Below are 17,605 nucleotides of genomic sequence, written 5' to 3' on the forward strand. Positions count from 1 at the left end.
GGCGGTCGGGCTCGATACCGACTCAAACGCCGACTCAGACGCCGATGAATTCGGCGAACTCCGTCAGCGGCGCGCGCGCTGCGCGCAACTGGTTGGCCGGCGCCTCGGGATCCTCGTAGCCGATCGCCATGCCGGTGAACAGCATGCGCTCGGCCGGCAGCTGCAGGAAGCTGCCGATGGTCTCCGGATACATCGCCCAGCATTCCTGCGCGCAGCTGTCGAGCCCTTCCTCGCGCAGCAGCAGCATCACGGTCTGCAGGTACATGCCGAGGTCCGACCACTGCGGCGGGCCCATGCGCCGGTCCACGGTGCAGAACAGCGCCAGCGGCGCGCCGAAGAAGGTGAAGTTGCTGGCGAACTGCGCCAGCCGCCGGGCCTTGTCTTCGCGCGGGATGCCGAGGTAGTGGTAGAGCGACTCGCCCACCTCGAAGCGGCGGTCGCGGTAGGGCGCAACCAGCTCGGGCGGGTAGACGTGGTATTCGCGGTCTTCGCCCTTGGGCGCGTGCGCGATGCGCTCGCGCATGATGCCGCGCAGGCGCTCCAGCGCCTCGCCGCCGATCACGTGGATGTGCCAGGGCTGCAGGTTGCCGCCCGACGGCGCGCGCGCCGCGGCATCGAGCACGCGGCGGATGGTGTCGGCTGGCACGGGCTTGTCCAGGAAGCCGCGGACGGACTTGCGGCTGGCGACGGCTTGACTGACTTTCATGCTGACTCCGGTAGGACTGTGGGCGCTGGCTTCAGGCGAACGGCGGCTCGCCGCGCCAGTCGAAGAAGTCCGGCAGGTCGTGCGAGACGGTGTCGGGGAACGCGGCCGGGCGCTTTTCCAGGAACGCGCTGACGCCTTCCTTGACGTCGGCGGAGCGCCCGCGCGACTGGATCGCCCGGCTGTCGAGCTTGTGCGCCTCCATGGGGTGGCTGGCGCCGGCCATGCGCCAGATCAGCTGGCGCGAGATCGCCACCGACACCGGCGCGGCGTTGTCGGCGATCTCGCGCGCGATCGCCTGTGCCGCAGGCAGCAGGTCCTCGGGCGCGTGCAGCGAGCGCACCAGCCCGCGCTCGTGCGCCTCCTGTGCCGAGAACACCCGGCCGGTGTAGCACCATTCCAGCGCCGTCGAAACGCCGACCACGCGCGACAGGAACCACGACGAGGCGGCCTCCGGCGTGATGCCGCGGCGCGCGAACACGAAGCCGAACCTGGCGTCGGTCGAGGCCAGCCGGATATCCATCGGCAACTGCATGGTCACGCCCACGCCCACGGCGGCGCCGTTGACCGCGGCAATCACCGGCTTGAGGCTGCGGAAGATGCGCAGCGACACGCGGCCGCCGCCGTCGCGGTGCGCGGTGTCGGGGCTGGCGCCATAGCGCTTCTCGAAATCGAAGGTCGAGCCGCCGCCGGACAGGTCGGCGCCGGCGCAGAAGGCGCGGCCCGCGCCGGTGACGATCACCGCGCGGACGTTGTCGTCGGCATCGGTGGCGTCGAAGGCGGCGATCAGGTCCTGCATCATCTGCGCGGTAAAGGCGTTGAGCTGGTCCGGGCGATGCAGCGTGATGGTGGCGACACCGTCTTCGACGGCGTAGCGCAGGGTTTCGAACGAAGGCGTGGCTTGCGTCATGGCGACTCCTGCTGAGGAAAAGGGGGCGGGGTGCTGCGGGCCGGAGGGCGGCAAGGGCCCGGAACGGCGCGGGGACAGCCAACACTAGTGCAGAATGCGCCGCCCGCAATCGTCGCTTCCGACGAAGCATGCCGCGGGCCCACGCCTTAGACTGGCCCGACCGCCGTCAAGGCCCGCTGGCTGACAGCACAAAGGACAATCATGAAGACTCGAATCACCGAACTGCTTGGCATCCGCTACCCGATCATCCAGGGCGGCATGCAATGGGTGGGCTACGCGGAAATGGCGTCGGCCGTCTCCAACGCCGGCGGGCTGGGCATCCTCACCGCGCTGACGCAGCCGACCCCCGAGGCGCTGGGCGAAGAAATCCGCCGCTGCCGCGATATGACCGACAAGCCATTCGGCGTGAACCTGACGCTGCTGCCGTCCATCAACCCGCCGCCGTACGCGCGCTACCTCGACGTCATCATCGAGAACGGCGTCAAGGTGCTGGAGACCGCCGGCAACAACCCCAAGGAACACATCGCGCGCGCCAAGGCCGCCGGCCTGAAGGTGATCCACAAGTGCGTGGCGATCCGCCATGCGCTGTCGGCCGAGCGCCTGGGCGTCGACGCGGTGTCGATCGACGGCTTCGAGTGCGCCGGCCACCCGGGCGAGGACGATGTCCCCGGCATGGTGCTGATCCCGCTGGCGGCACGCAGGCTGTCGGTGCCGGTGATCGCCTCGGGCGGCATCGCCGACGGCCGCGGCATGGCCGCCGCGCTGGTGCTGGGCGCCGAGGGCGTGAACATGGGCACGCGCTTCTGCGCCACCCAGGAAGCGCCGATCCACGACAACGTCAAGCAGGCGCTGGTGCAGGCCAGCGAGCGCGACACCAACCTGATCTTCCGCACGCTGCACAACACCGCGCGCGTGCTGAAGAACGCCGTGTCGGACGAAGTCGTGAGCATCGAGCGCCGCCCCGGCGGCGCGCAGTTCGAAGACGTCAAGCACCTGGTCGCCGGCGTGCGCGGCAAGGCTGCGCTGAAGGCGGGCGAGACCGATGGCGGCATCATCAGCGCCGGCCAGTGCGTGGGCCTGATCGACGACGTGCCGAGCTGCGAGGAACTGCTCGCGCGCATGGTCCGCGAATGCCGCGAGCACCTTGGCTCGGCTTCGCGCTACTTTGGCTGACGCCATGGCCGAAGCCGGAATCGAGGCGGCAATGCCGCAGGCGGCCGACAGCACCATCCCGCCAGGCTTCGTGCCGCTGCGGCAACTGGGCGGCTACATGGCCAACTTCGGCCAGCTCTACCTGAACCGCGAACGGCGCACGCTGGCGGTGCGCATCGACGAGAGCCATCTCAACAACCTCGGCATCCCGCACGGCGGCATGCTGGCGACGCTGGCCGATACCGCCATCGGCATGATGATGTCGCTGGAGACCGGGCGCGAGAAGAGCGCGGTCACCGCCAACCTGAGCCTGGACTTCCTGGACTCCGCGCGCCTGGGCGACTGGGTCGAGGCACGCGTGGAGTTCGACAAGCTCGGCTCGCGGCTGCGCTACGGCAGCTGCCGGCTGGTCAGCGGCGAGCGCTGCCTGCTGCGCGCCACCGCGATCTTCGCGGTGCTCGCGCCGCGCGCCTAGACGCCCAGGGCGGCAGGCTAACTTCGTCGCTTCCGACGACGCTGGCCGGCCGGCCCGGGACAACAATACGGTCCAACCTGCCGGCAGCCGCCGGCACCCCGCATCAAGCACCGGCCGGCCGCGGGGCGGCTGGCACCGAACAAGGAGATCACATGGCAGAGGCATATATCGTCGCCGCGGCACGGACCGCCGGCGGGCGCAAGGGCGGCAAGCTGTCGGGCTGGCATCCGGCCGACCTTGCCGCGCAGGTGCTCGATGCGCTGGTCGAGCGCACCGGCGCCGATCCCGCGCTGGTCGAAGACGTCATCATGGGCTGCGTCAGCCAGGTCGGCGAGCAGGCCGGCAACGTGGCGCGCAACGCCATCCTCGCTTCGCGGCTGCCGGAAAGCGTGCCGGGCACGTCGGTCGACCGCCAGTGCGGCTCGTCGCAGCAGGCGCTGCACTTCGCCGCGCAGGCGGTGATGTCGGGCGCGATGGATATCGTGATCGCGGCCGGCGTGGAAAGCATGACGCGCGTGCCGATGGGCCTGTCGTCGCAGTTGCCGGCCAAGAACGGCTTCGGCGTGCCCAAGAGCCCGGGCATCGAGGCGCGCTACCCCGGCGTGCAGTTCAGCCAGTTCACCGGCGCGGAGATGATCGCGCGCAAGTACAACCTGTCGCGCGAGCAGCTCGATGCCTACGCGCTGCTCAGCCACCAGCGCGCAGCGGCAGCGACCAAGGCGGGCCGCTTCAACGCCGAGATCGTCCCGGTCGAGGTGCGCACCGCGGACGGCGCCAATGGCGAAATGCATACCTCCGACGAGGGCATCCGCTATGACGCATCGATGGAAAGCATCGGCTCGGTCAAGCTGATCGCCGAAGGCGGCCGCGTGACCGCTGCCTCGTCGAGCCAGATCTGCGACGGCGCCGCCGGCCTGCTGGTGGTCAACGAGGCTGGCCTGAAGAAGCTCGGCGTCAAGCCGCTGGCGCGCGTGCACCATATGACCGTGATCGGCCACGACCCGGTGGTGATGCTCGAGGCGCCGCTGCCGGCAACCATGCACGCGCTGAAGAAGGCCGGTCTGAGCATCAGCGACATCGACCTGTTCGAAGTCAACGAAGCCTTTGCACCCGTGCCGCTGGCCTGGCTGCAGGCAACCGGCGCCGATCCGGAACGCCTCAACGTGCATGGCGGCGCGATCGCGCTGGGCCATCCGCTGGGCGGCTCGGGCGCCAAGCTGATGACGACGCTGGTGCATGCGCTGCATACGCACGGCAAGCGCTACGGCCTGCAGACCATGTGCGAAGGCGGCGGGCTGGCCAACGTCACTATCGTCGAACGCCTGTAAGGCGTTGGCGCCTGCGTCGGCGCCCGGCGAAGGAATGCAGCAGTAAAAGGTAGAAAAAGGTAGTAAAGGGAGAAGGACCGGCGGCGCGGGCATGTCAAAGTGCTCGCGCCAGTTGCCGGAGCGTTCCACGCCAAAGAGAAAACCCGCTGTCAGGCGTAATGCCGTTCAGTTCAGGTATCAAGCCCCACCGTCATTCCCGCCTTCGCGGGAACGACTGTGGTTAACTGAACAGCATTGCGCCTTCAGGCGGGTTTGTCGTTGTTGCGCGTGGCGCCTGTGTATCGGCATTCAGGCAAAGGTCAGCGCGCCGCGGCGTTCCGGCCGATCGAGGTGCGGGATATTGTTGAAGCTCAGCAAGCGCTGCACGCCGCGGCCGACGATGATTTCGCAGAACGCGGTATTGCGGAACTGCAGGTTCATTTCGATGGCAGTGGCTGCGGGCGCGCCGAGCAGGTCGGCGGTGGCGCGGCCGATGGCGCCGCCGGAACTGACCACGAGGATGGCGTCTTCACGCGTGGCGCCTTCGCAGGCTTGCGTCAGCGCGCCGGCAATGCGCGCGCCGAAATCGGTCCAGCTTTCCGTCATGTCGGCCAGGCCATCCTGGGTCCAGGCATGGTACGCGGCGCGGAACGTGCGCCAGTAGTCGTTGTAGTCGCCGTTCTGGTGGGCGCGGTGGTCGGCGCCGCCGGTGTGGCAGCGGTACAGCGCCTCGCCGTCATATTCATTCAGGCCCGGATGCGTGGCAATTTCCGCTTGCGGCTGGCCCATCGCGGCCAGGATCTCGCGCGCGGTGTCCTGCTGCCGCACCAGGTTGCCCGCGGCCACGTGTGTGAAGCGCAAGCCGCGCTCGCTGAAGTATTCGCCCAGCCAGCGCGCCTGCTGGCGGCCTGTCTCCGACAGGCAATCGTAGTTGGCGGCGCCAAACGAGGCTTGTCCGTGACGGACGAGGAAAAGCGTGGCCATGTGCGGTCTCAGTGTACGTCGATGCAGTCAGCGTGGACGCATTCTAGAGAGACCGTGCGCCGCCGCCAAGCAAGCACTACGGAATTCATAGCAGCCATGGGCGCGCTGCATTACCGTGCCAGTTCAGGCCTGGGCGTTGTCAGTGACGCCGAGGTACCCCGCCATCATGCGGCTCAGTTCGGGGATCATCCGTTCATCGTCGAGATGCAGCGGCCCGGAATCGTTCAGCAGGGCATTGACCAGCACGCTGAAGACCGCCTGCATGGCAAAGCGCACACGCAGTTCGGCGATATCGGCGGGCAGCGACAGCCGTGGTACCAGCAACTGCACCATCCGCTCGACGATCGCTTCGCCATTCTGGCGGTGGGGCTGCCACTCTTCCGGCTTCGTCGAGGCATGCCGCAGCGATGCGCGCATCACGCCGCGATTGGCCAGCGTGCCCAGCACCATGAAGCGCGCGGCCTTGTCGAGCAGCACGGAGGTCGGCACGTCTTCCCAGCGCTCCTGCGCGAGGTAGCGGTCGATCGATGCCGAGGTTTCCTCCATCACCAGCGCGCGCAACGCCTCGAAATAAGCCATCTTGTCGCGGAAGCGGCCATAGAAAGCGCCCACCGACACCTGGCACGCAGCGGCGATCTGGGCCACCGAAACTGCGGCGAAATCGCGCTTCGCCAGCAGTTCTCGGCCTGCGCCGAGCAGGGCCTGCTCGGTTTCGCGCGCGCGCCGCTGCCGCGGCGGCTGCAGGATCGAGGGCGTATCGATACGGGGGAAGGAAGATGTGGCCGAAAGGCCGGACGACGTCGCTGGCATAGGGATTTTCCGTATTCGAATTCGGATTCGCTTTTGCAAAATACCGGTGCGCGCCGCGCTGCGTCAAGGCTTTTGTCGGGTGGCTGGTCGCGGCGAACGGGTGGGTGGCCACGCATGCGCGCACGGCACGCATGCTCGTCTAACGCTGTCTCAGCGGAAGCGCGGACCGAGGTCGTCGCGCATCCAGTCGATAAAGGCGCGCGTGCGCGCCGGCAGCAAGCGCGCATGCGGATAGATCAAGGACAGCGGCCAGGCTGGCTGCTCGAACGTCTCCAGCACAATGCGCAGCTTGCGTGCCTGCACCAGTTGCGCCACCTGGTACGAAAGGAAATTGCCGAAGCCGGCGCCTTCCGCGCAAGCGGCAACGGCCGGCGCGGTCTGGTTGAACTCGAGGTTGCCCGTCACCTGCACCTGGAACGGCTTGCCGTTTTCCTGGAATGTCCACCAGTGCGCGGCATTGCCGGTGAAGCGCACGCAATTGGCGCGCGCGAGGTCGTCGGGGTGGCGCGGCGTGCCATGCTTGCGCAGGCAGGCGGGGGTGGCTACCACCACGCGCCGGATATGGCCGAGCGGCTGCGCCACCAGCGTCGAGTCCGCCAGCGGGCCGATGCGTATGCCCACGTCGAGTTCTTCTTCCAGCAGGTTCACCACGCGGTCGGTGAATTCCATGCGGCAGCGCACGCGCGGATAGCGCTGCACGAAGCGCGTGACCGCCGGCGCGATATACATCTGCCCGAACAGCACCGGCGCGGTCAGCGTGAGCTGGCCGCTGGGCTCGACATGGCTGGCAGTCAGGCCGGCCTCGACCTCATCGATGGTGGCTAGGATGCGCCGGCAGCTGTCCAGGTAGCTGCGCCCCTCGCCGGTCAGCGACAGCCGCCGCGTGGTGCGGTTGAGCAGCCGCACCTGCAGCTCGGATTCGAGCGCGGCCAGCGTGCGCACCACCGCGGGCAGGGAGGTGTGCAGCGTCGCCGCGGCGGCCGTCAGGCTGCCCGCGTCGACGATCCGCACGAAGGTCTGCATGGCTCGGAGCTTGTCCATGGCGCCACACATTACTCCGATTTCCGGAGTAGTCAAATATCAAACGCCCCATTTATTGCATCTCCTTCCGCGTCCAGAATCCCGCTATCCCAACCCGCCGAGGAGCGTGTCATGCAAGCCGCCAACCATTCCGCTGAGCCCAGGGTTCCGCTCGTCCTTTACCGCTCGCCGCTGTCGGGCCACGCCCATCGCGCCGAGTTGTTCCTGTCGCTGCTCGGACTGCCGTACCGGCTGGTCGATGTCGACCTGCGCGGCGGCGAACAGCATCGCGAGCCGTTCCTGCGGCTCAACCCCTTCGGACAGGTGCCGGTGCTGGACGACAACGGCGTCGTGCTTGGCGATTCCAACGCGATCCTGGTCTACCTGGCCACGCGCTATGACGATGGCCGCTGGCTGCCGCGCGACCCGGTCGGCGCCGCGCGCGTGCAGCGCTGGCTGTCTGTGGCCGCTGGCGAAATCGCGTTTGGTCCGGCTGCGGCCCGCCTGGGCGTGCTGTTCGGGCGGCCGGTGCCGCTGGATGACGCCATCGCCCGCGCGCAGCGCCTGTTCGTGCTGATGGAACCCCTGCTGGCCGAGCAGCCGTTCCTGGCCGCCAGCCATGCCACGCTCGCCGACGTCGCCGCCTACAGCTACATTGCCCGCGCCGAAGAAGGCAACGTGCCATTGGCGCCATATCCCGCACTGAACGCGTGGCTGCGCCGCATCGAGGCATTGCCCGGCTTCGTGCCGATGATCGCATCCCGCGCCGGCCGGGCTGCCTGAGGCCGGACAACCCGAAGCCGCCGCGCGTAAGCGCCGGCTGCATCAGCCAAGGAGTCCATCATGGAACTGCCAGCCTGGCCGCATGCCGGCCTGCCTTTCCACACCGGGGAACTGGCCGCGCAGCAGCGCGCCGGCAAGCGCGAGCGCATGGCGGCGGCCGGCGCGCGCGTGATCCGCGGCGAAATGCCCCAGCAGCATCGCGACTTCTTTGCCCAACTGCCATTCCTGCTGGTCGGCGCGGTCGATGCCGGCGGCTTGCCGTGGGCATCGGTGCTTGCCGGCGCGCCCGGGTTTGCTTGCAGCCCCGCGGCCACGACCTTGCGCATCGACGCCTTGCCGCTGCCTGGCGATCCGCTGGAACAGGCACTGGAGCACGGTACGCGCGTCGGGTTGCTTGGCATCGAGCTCGCCACGCGCCGGCGCAACCGGATGAACGGCATCATCGTCGCGCGCGACCAGCGCGGGTTCACGGTCGAAGTCGAGCAGAGCTTCGGCAACTGCCCGCGCTATATCCAGCTGCGCGAAGCCACCGCGGCCCTGCCGGGAACGCCCATGCCGGCCTGGCACGGCACGGCGCTGGACGACGATGCGGCAGCATGGCTGCGCGCGGCCGATACGCTGTTCATTGCCACCAGCCATGCTGCGTCGCCGGAGGAGGGCGAGCATACCGGCGGCGTCGATGTATCGCACCGCGGCGGCAAGCCGGGCTTTGTCCGCGTGGACGACGATGGCACGCTCACGTTCCCGGATTTCAATGGCAACAACTTCTTCAATACCGTCGGCAACCTGCTGGAGAACCCGCGCGCCGGCCTGGTGGTGCCCGATTTTGCCGAAGGCGCGCTGCTCCATGTCGGCGGGCATGCCGAAGTGATCTGGGACGGCGCCGAGCTGGCGGCATTCGCCGGGGCGGAGCGGCTGGTACGGCTGCATGTCGAGCGGTTGGCGCGGCGCCCGTCGGTGCTGCCGATGCGCTGGCAGTTGCGCGAATACTCGCCGGTGCTGGCTGCCACCGGCGCCTGGCCGGCGGCCTGAGCGGTGCTGCCCGCTCTGCGACGAGACGGGTTCAGATGATGGCGGACTCGATCCCGCTGCTCACGCCGTGCCTCAAGGCGCCGTGCCGCCAGTCAGCCGCGTCCGCGGTATTTCAGTGCGGCACAGTGGCCGATCAGCGTGCTGATGCAGCAGGCATCGCCGCTCCATTCGCCGCCGATGACAATGCCATCCGGGCCCGCGATCAGCTTGCGCTGGCAATGGCCCGGCGTCGGCGTGCGTTCCATGCCGGCATCGCGGGGACCGCTGCCTGGCGCGCGGGCTGCCGGGATGGTCTCGTTCCAGACATAGGCGGTGCCGGACGGCATCGCCTGAACCGCATGTGGCGGTCCCCACTGGCGCTTGGCCTCGTCGACAGAGACGTTCTTCCAGGAGTCGAAGATGTCCTGCATGGCGTTGCCGCCCAGGATGGCACACGCGCCGGTGAAGGCCCCGGCCCAGAGGATGGCCAGGCACGCGCGCATTCGCGCGGCGCCGCGGGCCGTTTCGGCAGGACGGAACAGTTTGGCAGGCATGGACACTCCGCATCGGCGCGCCCGGCGGCAAGGGCGGTCCGTCGAGACTAACGGAAGGGCGCGCTTGCCCACAAGCACGGACTGCGCGCCAGCACACACAGCGGGCAGCCGGCGCCGCGGTTCAGTCGGCGAACAGATCCAGGGCTTGCTGGCCGGCCACGCGGGTTGGCCTGCGTGGGGCGGTCCCCGGTGCGGCACGCACCGGCCGCACTGCATCCTGCGGCATGGCCGGCGGGGTCAGTTCGAACAGACTCGCTACCGGCAGCGGGACCGTTTCCGGCATCCACTGTGCCATGCGCGGGGCCAGGATATGGTAGGTGTCCAGATCGAAGTGCGCCGGGGCAGCGGCCAGCGCGCGGGCCTCGTCGAGCGTGGCCGAGCAACCCAGATAGCACCAGTCGCTGGCGACATGCCACCACGCGCGTCCGGCATGTTCCTCGCGCCATGCCACCGGGCCGTCAAAAGGCCACGGCACCAGTGCCAGCGGCGCCAGTGCGGTGGCCAGGCGGGCGCGGTGCGCGGCGGACGGCTCCGCACCGACGCAGGCGCCGGCGCAGCGGTGGACCTGCCGCGCGAAGCAGGGGTTGCCCCGCCTCGTGGTCTTTTCCAGTGACAGCGTGGCCATGCACAACCCGTGTTCCTCGGCCAGCGCACGCAAGCGCGCCTCGGCCGCACCGCGGCTGCCAAAGGCGCCGAACAGGTCGCGATGCCGGCAGAAATCAGTGTCGCGGCTGGTGCGCAGGCGCGGCACCGGCAATTGCGGCGGCAGCTCCCATGCGTAGAGCCGCGCATTGCTGCGCAGCAGCTGGTTGTGGACAGGCTGCATCACCTTGACCAGCCTGGCCTCGAGCAGCAGCGCGCCGGTCTCGCCGCCGGTCTCGCGCCACTCGACCCGGCGCACCAGCCGCGCCAGCCGCATATCCTTGCCATAGCGGTAGTCACCCGAGAAATGGGCGCCGATGCGCTGGCGCAGGTGCACGCTCTTGCCTACGTATAGCGGGACGTCGTCGTCGCCATAGAAGATATAGACACCGGGGGTGGCAGGTACGTCTTCCAGTGCGGTCTCGTCAAGGCCGGCCGGCAAGCTGGCGCGGCGAACCAGGGAACGCACCGCAGCCTCGACCAGTTCGACCGAATAGGTGTGGTGGATCTTTTGCCAGAATTGCCATAGCAGCTCGGCATCGGCCAGGGCGCGGTGCCGGCCCTTGGGCTTCAGGCCAAAACGGGCGATCAGCGCATCGAGGCCATGGCGTTCCACGGACGGGTACAGCGAGCGCGAAAGGCGTACCGTGCACAGCACATCCGCACGGAACGTGACGCCGGCGCGCCGGAAGGCGTTCTTCAGGAAGCCATAATCGAAGCGGGCGTTATGGGCCACGAAAAGACGGCCCTGCAGGCGTTCGGCAAGTGGCTCGGCGAGTGACTCGAACGTGGGCTGGCCGCGCACCATCTCGTCGGAGATGCCGGTCATGCGCTGGATGAACGGTGGGATCCCTATGCCGGGGTCCAGCAACGTGTCCCATTCAGTAATCCCGTCCGGGCCGACCTCGACGACGCCGATCTCGGTGATCCGGTCACGCTGGGCATCGGCACCGGTGGTTTCCAGGTCGACAAAGACGATGGGGCGCGACAGCGCCGTGGCGAGCGCCAGAGCGTCTGCAAAGTGTTTGCCGTCCGCAGGCATGCGCGACGGCAGGTAAGTGGGGATATCCGGCATCAGCCGATTTTAAGTGTCCCGCGATGGCGGCACGAAGAAGTTTTCAGAAACCCCTTGCCAAGCACCTTCGGGTCCCTTAATATTCGCCCCCTCGCAACACAACGCGGCGCTGCAAGGCAGCACTGGCAAGGGTTGCGGGGTCGACCGGTGGGTTGGCGCGGCGAAGTTGGCGCGCTGGCTGCAGCAAAAAAAGATTGCTGAAACGGTTGACGAAACGAAGAAAGCTCTGCATAATCTCGCTTCTCTGCTGCAGACAACGCAGCGCGCTGAACGGCAAAGCCGGTGAGCGAAGTTCTTTAACAAACAAACAACCGATAAGTGTGGGCGCTGGGTAGCGGACGCCGCTGTCTTCGGACAGTGTGGCTTCACAAGTTATACAGTGCTCGCACAGCAAAACGTGACTGGGTCTTCGGATCTGGTCAGTCAGTTTTCTGAGAGTGAGCGACCGCTCGAAAGAGCGAGGACCTTCGGGTCCACACAGAGATTGAACTGAAGAGTTTGATCCTGGCTCAGATTGAACGCTGGCGGCATGCCTTACACATGCAAGTCGAACGGCAGCACGGGCTTCGGCCTGGTGGCGAGTGGCGAACGGGTGAGTAATACATCGGAACGTGCCCTGTCGTGGGGGATAACTAGTCGAAAGATTAGCTAATACCGCATACGACCTGAGGGTGAAAGCGGGGGACCGGTAACGGCCTCGCGCGACAGGAGCGGCCGATGTCTGATTAGCTAGTTGGTGGGGTAAGAGCCTACCAAGGCGACGATCAGTAGCTGGTCTGAGAGGACGATCAGCCACACTGGGACTGAGACACGGCCCAGACTCCTACGGGAGGCAGCAGTGGGGAATTTTGGACAATGGGGGCAACCCTGATCCAGCAATGCCGCGTGTGTGAAGAAGGCCTTCGGGTTGTAAAGCACTTTTGTCCGGAAAGAAAACGCGCTGGTTAATACCTGGCGTGGATGACGGTACCGGAAGAATAAGCACCGGCTAACTACGTGCCAGCAGCCGCGGTAATACGTAGGGTGCGAGCGTTAATCGGAATTACTGGGCGTAAAGCGTGCGCAGGCGGTTTGATAAGACAGGCGTGAAATCCCCGAGCTCAACTTGGGAATGGCGCTTGTGACTGTCAGGCTAGAGTATGTCAGAGGGGGGTAGAATTCCACGTGTAGCAGTGAAATGCGTAGAGATGTGGAGGAATACCGATGGCGAAGGCAGCCCCCTGGGACGTGACTGACGCTCATGCACGAAAGCGTGGGGAGCAAACAGGATTAGATACCCTGGTAGTCCACGCCCTAAACGATGTCAACTAGTTGTTGGGGATTCATTTCTTCAGTAACGTAGCTAACGCGTGAAGTTGACCGCCTGGGGAGTACGGTCGCAAGATTAAAACTCAAAGGAATTGACGGGGACCCGCACAAGCGGTGGATGATGTGGATTAATTCGATGCAACGCGAAAAACCTTACCTACCCTTGACATGCCACTAACGAAGCAGAGATGCATCAGGTGCCCGAAAGGGAAAGTGGACACAGGTGCTGCATGGCTGTCGTCAGCTCGTGTCGTGAGATGTTGGGTTAAGTCCCGCAACGAGCGCAACCCTTGTCTCTAGTTGCTACGCAAGAGCACTCTAGAGAGACTGCCGGTGACAAACCGGAGGAAGGTGGGGATGACGTCAAGTCCTCATGGCCCTTATGGGTAGGGCTTCACACGTCATACAATGGTGCGTACAGAGGGTTGCCAACCCGCGAGGGGGAGCTAATCCCAGAAAACGCATCGTAGTCCGGATCGTAGTCTGCAACTCGACTACGTGAAGCTGGAATCGCTAGTAATCGCGGATCAGCATGCCGCGGTGAATACGTTCCCGGGTCTTGTACACACCGCCCGTCACACCATGGGAGTGGGTTTTGCCAGAAGTAGTTAGCCTAACCGCAAGGAGGGCGATTACCACGGCAGGGTTCATGACTGGGGTGAAGTCGTAACAAGGTAGCCGTATCGGAAGGTGCGGCTGGATCACCTCCTTTCCAGAGGCTTGCGTCTCAAGCCTAGCGTTCACACTTATCGGTTTGTTTGCTGTTACAGCCAAGGGTCTGTAGCTCAGGTGGTTAGAGCACCGTCTTGATAAGGCGGGGGTCGTAGGTTCAAGTCCTACCAGACCCACCAAGTTATCCGAAGGGGGATTAGCTCAGCTGGGAGAGCACCTGCTTTGCAAGCAGGGGGTCGTCGGTTCGATCCCGTCATCCTCCACCATCGCTTCGATGGGCCTGGTTACCTTGGATTGGTGGTCAAATGCAAGCGCTTAAGGATTGAGCGTTTGCATTTGGCATTGCCAAGCGACGAAAGTCGGCTGTTCTTTAACAATATGGGATGTAGTAAAGGTGTCGCGCGAGCGTTGATGAGACGCTGTAGCACAAAACGCGATACCGGGTTGTGATTGTATCAACCAAAATGTATTTAAGTGATCGAAAGATGACTTGGAATACGGCACAAATGCGAGAACTCAACCTGTAGCGACGTTTCGAGCAATCGAGACACACTCGTTATAGGGTCAAGCGAACAAGTGCATGTGGTGGATGCCTTGGCGATCACAGGCGATGAAGGACGCGGTAGCCTGCGAAAAGCTTCGGGGAGCTGGCAAACGAGCTTTGATCCGGAGATGTCCGAATGGGGAAACCCGGCCCGAATGGGTCATCCCACACTGAATCCATAGGTGTGGGAAGCGAACGCGGCGAACTGAAACATCTAAGTAGCTGCAGGAACAGAAATCAACCGAGATTCCCAGAGTAGTGGCGAACGAAATGGGAACAGCCTTGTACTCTTTAGCAGTGTTGTTAGCAGAACGGGATGGAAAGCCCGGCCGTAGCAGGTGATAGCCCTGTATGCGAAAACAGCGTTGTGGAACTAGGTGTACGACAAGTAGGGCGGGACACGTGAAATCCTGTCTGAAGATGGGGGGACCATCCTCCAAGGCTAAATACTCGTGATCGACCGATAGTGAACCAGTACCGTGAGGGAAAGGCGAAAAGAACCCCGGGAGGGGAGTGAAATAGATCCTGAAACCGCATGCATACAAACAGTCGGAGCCTCTTCGGGGGTGACGGCGTACCTTTTGTATAATGGGTCAGCGACTTACATTCAGTGGCAAGCTTAACCGATTAGGGCAGGCGTAGCGAAAGCGAGTCCGAACAGGGCGTTGAGTCGCTGGGTGTAGACCCGAAACCAGATGATCTATCCATGGCCAGGTTGAAGGTGCGGTAACACGTACTGGAGGACCGAACCCACTAACGTTGAAAAGTTAGGGGATGAGCTGTGGATAGGGGTGAAAGGCTAAACAAATCTGGAAATAGCTGGTTCTCTCCGAAAACTATTTAGGTAGTGCCTCGTGTCTCACCTTCGGGGGTAGAGCACTGTCATGGTTGGGGGGTCTATTGCTGATTACCCCGCCATAGCAAACTCCGAATACCGAAGAGTGCAATCACGGGAGACAGACATCGGGTGCTAACGTCCGGTGTCAAGAGGGAAACAACCCAGACCGCCAGCTAAGGTCCCCAAATATAGCTAAGTGGGAAACGAAGTGGGAAGGCTAAAACAGTCAGGAGGTTGGCTTAGAAGCAGCCACCCTTTAAAGAAAGCGTAATAGCTCACTGATCGAGTCGTCCTGCGCGGAAGATGTAACGGGGCTAAGCTATATACCGAAGCTGCGGACGCGTGCGTTCCTTTAAGTGCACCAAGCTTGTCGATGCGCAGCATCGACAAAGCACACCAACAATGATCGTTGTGGTGTGCATGCTAGTGGATTTAAAGGAGCGCACGCGTGGTAGGAGAGCGTTCTGTAAGCCTGTGAAGGTGTCTTGTAAAGGATGCTGGAGGTATCAGAAGTGCGAATGCTGACATGAGTAGCGATAAAGGGGGTGAAAGGCCCCCTCGCCGTAAGCCCAAGGTTTCCTACGCAACGTTCATCGGCGTAGGGTGAGTCGGCCCCTAAGGCGAGGCAGAGATGCGTAGCTGATGGGAAGCAGGTTAATATTCCTGCACCGTCGTATGATGCGATGGGGGGACGGATCGCGGAAGGTTGTCCGGGTGTTGGAAGTCCCGGTCCCTGCATTGGAGAAGGCGCTCAGGCAAATCCGGGCGCGGGATTCAAGGATGTGGGGCGAGCGGCCTAGAGCTGCGAAGCAATTGGAAGTGGTTCCAAGAAAAGCCTCTAAGCTTCAGTCATACGAGACCGTACCGCAAACCGACACAGGTGGGCGAGATGAGTATTCTAAGGCGCTTGAGAGAACTCGGGAGAAGGAACTCGGCAAATTGGTACCGTAACTTCGGGATAAGGTACGCCCTGGTAGCTTGACTGGCCTGCGCCAGAAGGGTGAAGGGGTTGCAATAAAATGGTGGCTGCGACTGTTTAATAAAAACACAGCACTCTGCAAACACGAAAGTGGACGTATAGGGTGTGACGCCTGCCCGGTGCCGGAAGATTAAATGATGGGGTGCAAGCTCTTGATTGAAGTCCCGGTAAACGGCGGCCGTAACTATAACGGTCCTAAGGTAGCGAAATTCCTTGTCGGGTAAGTTCCGACCTGCACGAATGGCGTAACGATGGCCACACTGTCTCCTCCCGAGACTCAGCGAAGTTGAAGTGTTTGTGATGATGCAATCTCCCCGCGGCTAGACGGAAAGACCCCATGAACCTTTACTGTAGCTTTGCATTGGACTTTGAACCGATCTGTGTAGGATAGGTGGGAGGCTTAGAAGCGTGGACGCTAGTTCACGTGGAGCCGTCCTTGAAATACCACCCTGGTTTGTTTGAGGTTCTAACCTTGGCCCGTGAATCCGGGTCGGGGACAGTGCATGGTAGGCAGTTTGACTGGGGCGGTCTCCTCCCAAAGTGTAACGGAGGAGTTCGAAGGTACGCTTGGTACGGTCGGACATCGTACCTAAAGTGCAATGGCAAAAGCGTGCTTAACTGCGAGACCGACAAGTCGAGCAGGTGCGAAAGCAGGACATAGTGATCCGGTGGTTCTGAATGGAAGGGCCATCGCTCAACGGATAAAAGGTACTCTGGGGATAACAGGCTGATACCGCCCAAGAGTTCATATCGACGGCGGTGTTTGGCACCTCGATGTCGGCTCATCTCATCCTGGGGCTGTAGCCGGTCCCAAGGGTATGGCTGTTCGCCATTTAAAGAGGTACGTGAGCTGGGTTTAAAACGTCGTGAGACAGTTTGGTCCCTATCTGCCGTGGGCGTTGGAATCTTGACGGGGGCTGCTCCTAGTACGAGAGGACCGGAGTGGACGTACCGCTGGTGTACCTGTTGTCTCGCCAGAGGCATCGCAGGGTAGCTATGTACGGAAGAGATAACCGCTGAAAGCATCTAAGCGGGAAACTCGCCTGAAGATGAGGATTCCCTGGAGGCTTGACCTCCTTGAAGGGTCGTTCGAGACCAGGACGTTGATAGGCTGGGTGTGGAAGCGCAGTAATGCGTTAAGCTAACCAGTACTAATTGCCCGTAAGGCTTGATCCTATAACCAGTGTGTTTCACCTGGTGAGTCGATCGCCTTGTGCCACGATACACACAACCAAGACTACATCCCTATTCGCGACGTTGACGCAAGCGCAACGCCGCAACCCCTCATGCCTGGTGACCATAGCGAGTTGGAACCACCCCTTCCCATCCCGAACAGGTCCGTGAAACAACTCCGCGCCGATGATAGTGCGGATTCCCGTGTGAAAGTAGGTCATCGCCAGGCTCTTATTGTGCAAAACCCCTCGACAGCGTGTGCTGCGAGGGGTTTTTGCTTTGTTGGTTTTGAAATTGGCTGCCGGGTGGTGTTTTTGGGCTGGTCGCTGTTGATGACATGCTGTCGGCCGTTGAACCGCCTGGTTCCGCCCTGCTGGGCGGGTCACTTTTTGGCCGAGCGCCAAAAAAATAACCAAAAAGCGCGTCGCCTGAGCGGCTGGCTATCAATTCATCGGTGTGGGTGGTTCGGGCGGTGGTGATTTCCGTTCGATGTGGCTGGTGGTTCGAACCTGCTACGCCAGGTGAGTTTGGCCCCTCTCCCGCTCGCGGGAGAGGGGCCAAACAAGCGAGGAGGGACAGGCTTGTGGGCTCATCGGCGATAGCGCCAAGCGAGCGCAGCGACGCGTTCCGTGCCAAGGCCCGTGACCTGAGATACTGCCATGTCA

At 63.6% G+C, this 17,605-nt stretch carries 13 protein-coding genes, 2 tRNA genes and 3 rRNA genes; 11 read left to right on the forward strand and 7 right to left on the reverse strand.

Features of this window, described 5'->3' with window-relative positions:
* Positions 1 to 34 precede the first annotated feature (34 nt).
* Together JTE92_RS03025 and JTE92_RS03030 are read right to left on the reverse strand one after the other, a co-directional pair.
* A complete protein-coding gene (locus JTE92_RS03025) occupies positions 35 to 706 on the reverse strand; it encodes a nitroreductase (protein WP_063242074.1) in 672 nt (223 codons plus the stop codon).
* A 31-nt stretch (positions 707 to 737) separates the two neighbouring features.
* Positions 738 to 1,613 carry a crotonase/enoyl-CoA hydratase family protein gene (locus tag JTE92_RS03030; protein ID WP_063242075.1) on the reverse strand — a complete coding sequence of 292 codons (876 nt, stop codon included), beginning with the start codon at positions 1,611 to 1,613 and terminating at the stop codon, positions 738 to 740.
* 201 nt (positions 1,614 to 1,814) lie between these two features.
* Between JTE92_RS03030 and JTE92_RS03035 the strand changes: the two genes are divergently transcribed.
* From JTE92_RS03035 to JTE92_RS03045, 3 genes are all read left to right on the forward strand, one after another.
* Positions 1,815 to 2,786, forward strand: a complete 972-nt coding sequence (locus JTE92_RS03035; protein ID WP_063242076.1) for an NAD(P)H-dependent flavin oxidoreductase — start codon at positions 1,815 to 1,817, stop codon at positions 2,784 to 2,786.
* A gap of 4 nt (positions 2,787 to 2,790) precedes the next feature.
* Complete coding sequence (locus JTE92_RS03040; RefSeq protein WP_063242077.1) at positions 2,791 to 3,240, forward strand: PaaI family thioesterase; 450 nt, start codon at positions 2,791 to 2,793, stop codon at positions 3,238 to 3,240.
* A 152-nt stretch (positions 3,241 to 3,392) separates the two neighbouring features.
* Positions 3,393 to 4,568: an acetyl-CoA C-acetyltransferase gene (locus JTE92_RS03045; RefSeq protein ID WP_063242078.1), complete on the forward strand. Its 1,176-nt coding sequence runs from the start codon at positions 3,393 to 3,395 to the stop codon at positions 4,566 to 4,568.
* A 288-nt stretch (positions 4,569 to 4,856) separates the two neighbouring features.
* On the opposite strand, the gene JTE92_RS03050 is transcribed toward JTE92_RS03045, so the two are convergent.
* From JTE92_RS03050 to JTE92_RS03060, 3 genes are all read right to left on the reverse strand, one after another.
* Positions 4,857 to 5,531 (reverse strand): histidine phosphatase family protein, encoded by a 675-nt coding sequence (locus JTE92_RS03050; RefSeq protein ID WP_063242079.1) that lies wholly within the window; start codon positions 5,529 to 5,531, stop codon positions 4,857 to 4,859.
* A 123-nt stretch (positions 5,532 to 5,654) separates the two neighbouring features.
* Positions 5,655 to 6,341 carry a TetR/AcrR family transcriptional regulator gene (locus JTE92_RS03055; protein WP_063242080.1) on the reverse strand — a complete coding sequence of 229 codons (687 nt, stop codon included), beginning with the start codon at positions 6,339 to 6,341 and terminating at the stop codon, positions 5,655 to 5,657.
* Between the two features lie 150 nt (positions 6,342 to 6,491).
* The gene (locus tag JTE92_RS03060; RefSeq protein ID WP_084254815.1) at positions 6,492 to 7,394 is read right to left on the reverse strand and encodes a LysR family transcriptional regulator; all 903 of its coding nucleotides are present in this window, start codon (positions 7,392 to 7,394) and stop codon (positions 6,492 to 6,494) included.
* Between the two features lie 99 nt (positions 7,395 to 7,493).
* On the opposite strand from JTE92_RS03060, the gene JTE92_RS03065 reads away from it, so the two are divergent.
* Together JTE92_RS03065 and JTE92_RS03070 are read left to right on the forward strand one after the other, a co-directional pair.
* Positions 7,494 to 8,144, forward strand: a complete 651-nt coding sequence (locus tag JTE92_RS03065) for a glutathione S-transferase family protein (RefSeq protein WP_063242082.1) — start codon at positions 7,494 to 7,496, stop codon at positions 8,142 to 8,144.
* 60 nt (positions 8,145 to 8,204) lie between these two features.
* Positions 8,205 to 9,176, forward strand: coding sequence for a pyridoxamine 5'-phosphate oxidase family protein (locus JTE92_RS03070; protein ID WP_063242083.1), 972 nt, complete (start codon positions 8,205 to 8,207; stop codon positions 9,174 to 9,176).
* 92 nt (positions 9,177 to 9,268) lie between these two features.
* On the opposite strand, the gene JTE92_RS03075 is transcribed toward JTE92_RS03070, so the two are convergent.
* Both JTE92_RS03075 and JTE92_RS03080 read right to left on the reverse strand, forming a co-directional pair.
* Positions 9,269 to 9,709 (reverse strand): hypothetical protein, encoded by a 441-nt coding sequence (locus JTE92_RS03075; protein ID WP_063242084.1) that lies wholly within the window; start codon positions 9,707 to 9,709, stop codon positions 9,269 to 9,271.
* 121 nt (positions 9,710 to 9,830) lie between these two features.
* A complete protein-coding gene (locus tag JTE92_RS03080) occupies positions 9,831 to 11,426 on the reverse strand; it encodes an exonuclease domain-containing protein (RefSeq protein ID WP_063242085.1) in 1,596 nt (531 codons plus the stop codon).
* 13 nt (positions 11,427 to 11,439) lie between these two features.
* Between JTE92_RS03080 and JTE92_RS03085 the strand changes: the two genes are divergently transcribed.
* The 6 genes from JTE92_RS03085 to rrf all read left to right on the forward strand — a co-directional run bounded on the left by JTE92_RS03085 (position 11,440) and on the right by rrf (position 17,169).
* Positions 11,440 to 11,712, forward strand: coding sequence for a hypothetical protein (locus JTE92_RS03085; protein ID WP_204620451.1), 273 nt, complete (start codon positions 11,440 to 11,442; stop codon positions 11,710 to 11,712).
* 200 nt (positions 11,713 to 11,912) lie between these two features.
* Positions 11,913 to 13,446: ribosomal RNA gene (locus tag JTE92_RS03090) — 16S ribosomal RNA — on the forward strand.
* Between the two features lie 62 nt (positions 13,447 to 13,508).
* Positions 13,509 to 13,585 (forward strand) — tRNA-Ile (locus tag JTE92_RS03095).
* A gap of 11 nt (positions 13,586 to 13,596) precedes the next feature.
* Positions 13,597 to 13,672: transfer RNA gene (locus tag JTE92_RS03100), tRNA-Ala, on the forward strand.
* A 296-nt stretch (positions 13,673 to 13,968) separates the two neighbouring features.
* Positions 13,969 to 16,943, forward strand: a 23S ribosomal RNA gene (locus JTE92_RS03105).
* 113 nt (positions 16,944 to 17,056) lie between these two features.
* A 5S ribosomal RNA gene (gene rrf, locus JTE92_RS03110) occupies positions 17,057 to 17,169 on the forward strand.
* The 16S, 23S and 5S rRNA genes sit together here with 2 tRNA genes alongside, the layout of an rRNA operon.
* Positions 17,170 to 17,605 lie beyond the last annotated feature (436 nt).

The organism is Cupriavidus oxalaticus (assembly GCF_016894385.1).
Taxonomy (GTDB): Bacteria; Pseudomonadota; Gammaproteobacteria; order Burkholderiales; family Burkholderiaceae; genus Cupriavidus; species Cupriavidus oxalaticus.